Here is a 2,371-nt window from a genome sequence, read left to right as displayed (position 1 = left end):
TGTATTTTGCAAGAATAAAATCCATAAGAGTGCAGGAAATTTATCCATAACTTTGCAGTTCCCATTTAGTTAATTTCTTAATTGAGACAAAGCATTGGTATACCGGTAACTTGTGCCCGCAAAAGTGAAGATATGAGCGTGATGAATCAACCGATCCACTAGTGCACTGGTCAATCTTGAATCTTGAAACACTTTACTCCAAGAGCTAAATTCCAGGTTCGTTGTGATAATCAAACTTTTCTCTTCGTAAAAATCTGATATTAAGTGAAATAGTAATTCTGCACCTTCTTTATCAAAAGGTAAGTAGCCTAGTTCGTCTAAAATAAGTAGGTCACATTTGAGAATTGTTTTCCTGGTTCGTGCTAGCGTCCCTCGATGGGACGCTTTTTGTAATTTATCGACTAAGTCCATTACGCGATAAAACTGAACATCTTTTCCATTTCGACAAGCTTCAATGCCGAGCGCTGTAGCCAAAGTTGTTTTTCCTGTCCCTGGAGTTCCTACTAAGATCAAGTTCTCTCTGCGGTGTAAAAAATCTAGGGTAACGAGTTCCTCACGACTCGTTGAGGACGGAATCCCTATCTGATCATGCCACTCATATTGACTGATGGGTTTAGTCGATTTGAATCCTGCTTTACGAATAAGCCGATCGGCTTTTGCATGTTCCCGTTCTCGCTGTTCATACTTCAAGCAGTTTAATAGCTCTTCGTATAAACCTTCTGATTTATTTTCCTCAGTAACGTAATCATAAACGTACGCAAGTCGCATACGTTTACACAGTTGTTTCAATTCGTTTTCCATTATTTGGCCCTCACTTTCGGAGATAAAGCATCATAGATCATGAGAGAAGAGGACTCGTCTTTTTCAACGAATTCTGTTGTTTGTAGGACGATCTCCACAAATTTTTCTTCAATCTCGGATAGAGAATAAAGCTCAAGTAAGGAAATCATTTGATCTGTACGCGTCTTTCTTTCAGTTAAGCTAGTTTCTAACAGATAGCTTTTGATTTTTTGAGGGATAAACTTTTGATACTTAGAATGGATAATTAATCTCGGCTTTTGACGATAGGTCTTGAAGACTTCGATCCAATCAATTTCCTGAGATTCGTCCATATAAGGACGAGGTCCTTCATAGATTATCTCTCCCATTCTATCAACACATTTGAATCGGTCCCAGAACAGTTGTAAGATAACCTTTCGGTTACGACCGATTCTTGGTATATGAATGGATTGATCGTCTAATCTGATTTCTCCGTATTTATTTGTTTTAACTTCTTTATACTTAAATACGGGATAAGCCGTTTCAGGTAAAGCAAGCAACTGAGTTCGCTCCTCTTCCCATAACTCACTAATCAAAAAGTTTTCTTGATAATGAATACGAGCACTATCTTCTTCGAGTTTTTGATTCAACCAATCATTAAAAGGCGTATAAGAGTGAAATTCAGGAATATCATCAAAAAAGTTATACCTTATATAACCGACCTTATTTTCTACAGATCCTTTTTCATGTCCGGAAAAAGGGTTACAGGCAATCGGTTCAAATCTGTAATGAGCAGCGAATTGATTAAAGTCATCCGTGAAGATGGCTTCTTTTCCTCTTCCTCGAGACTGAACAACCGCTGCGGCCAGATTATCTATCCGAAGTGCCTTAGGAACACCCTCCGCTAGTTTGAATAAAAACTTCAGACCACTTAAAAAGCACTCCTTGTTTTCTCTAGGAAGAGCTACCGCAAAGGCTCGATTGGAATAAGGGAAGGTAAGGACCAATAGTTTGATGTTCTTTATTTTGCCTTTATAAGATACACGGTAATTTCCGAAATCTAATTGACCTTCTCCCGGTGGGTGTTCCAAACGCTCATACTGCTTATATTCTTTTACTTCATTGTGCGTATCTTTAATATACTGGCAAACGAGACGATAACTACCTTCAAACTTGTACTGTTGCTTTAGAATCCGGTGGATTCCTTTATTCAATCGTCGATCTTTTTTCTTTTCCTTACTATCTTCGAATAATAGATGATCAACGATTTCTCCATAGGTTTGTCCTTCAAACCCTTTCGTATACATCATTCCGCGCTTTTTACTGTTTTTTTCTTTTGGAAGAACATCGTGATCTGCGTATTTTCTAACTGTACGCCAATCATAACCGGTTTCCGTGACAATTTTATTTAAAGAATAGCCTTCTTCATTTCTCATTTTTTTGATAGAATAAATTTGGTCCATTGTGAGCATCCTTTCCCACGCCTTTCTGAAGTTCTTAGTCAAACTCCATTTTAGGCGAATGGTATGGGTGGAAGCAATGGGCTATTTTATTTGGCCCGAGTTATGGATTTTTTCTTGCACTATTCTACATATTTATTCTGCCATACACA

Annotated in this window: 2 protein-coding genes; both read right to left on the bottom strand. The window is 37.9% G+C overall.

Annotation, left to right across the window (positions count from 1 at the left end):
- Positions 1–69: 69 nt before the first annotated feature.
- Complete coding sequence (gene istB, locus BLT22_RS11995) at positions 70–801, bottom strand: IS21-like element helper ATPase IstB (protein ID WP_091763504.1); 732 nt, start codon at positions 799–801, stop codon at positions 70–72.
- Entirely contained in the window at positions 801–2,222 is a 1,422-nt protein-coding gene (istA, locus tag BLT22_RS11990; protein WP_176935495.1) for an IS21 family transposase, read from the bottom strand. Before istA ends, istB begins: the two co-directional genes overlap by 1 nt.
- Positions 2,223–2,371 lie beyond the last annotated feature (149 nt).

The organism is Marinilactibacillus psychrotolerans, from assembly GCF_900101525.1.
Classification (GTDB): domain Bacteria; phylum Bacillota; class Bacilli; order Lactobacillales; family Carnobacteriaceae_A; genus Marinilactibacillus; species Marinilactibacillus psychrotolerans.
The sequence above is the reverse complement of the archived record's forward strand: the minus strand, read 5'-3'. Positions and strand labels throughout refer to the sequence as shown.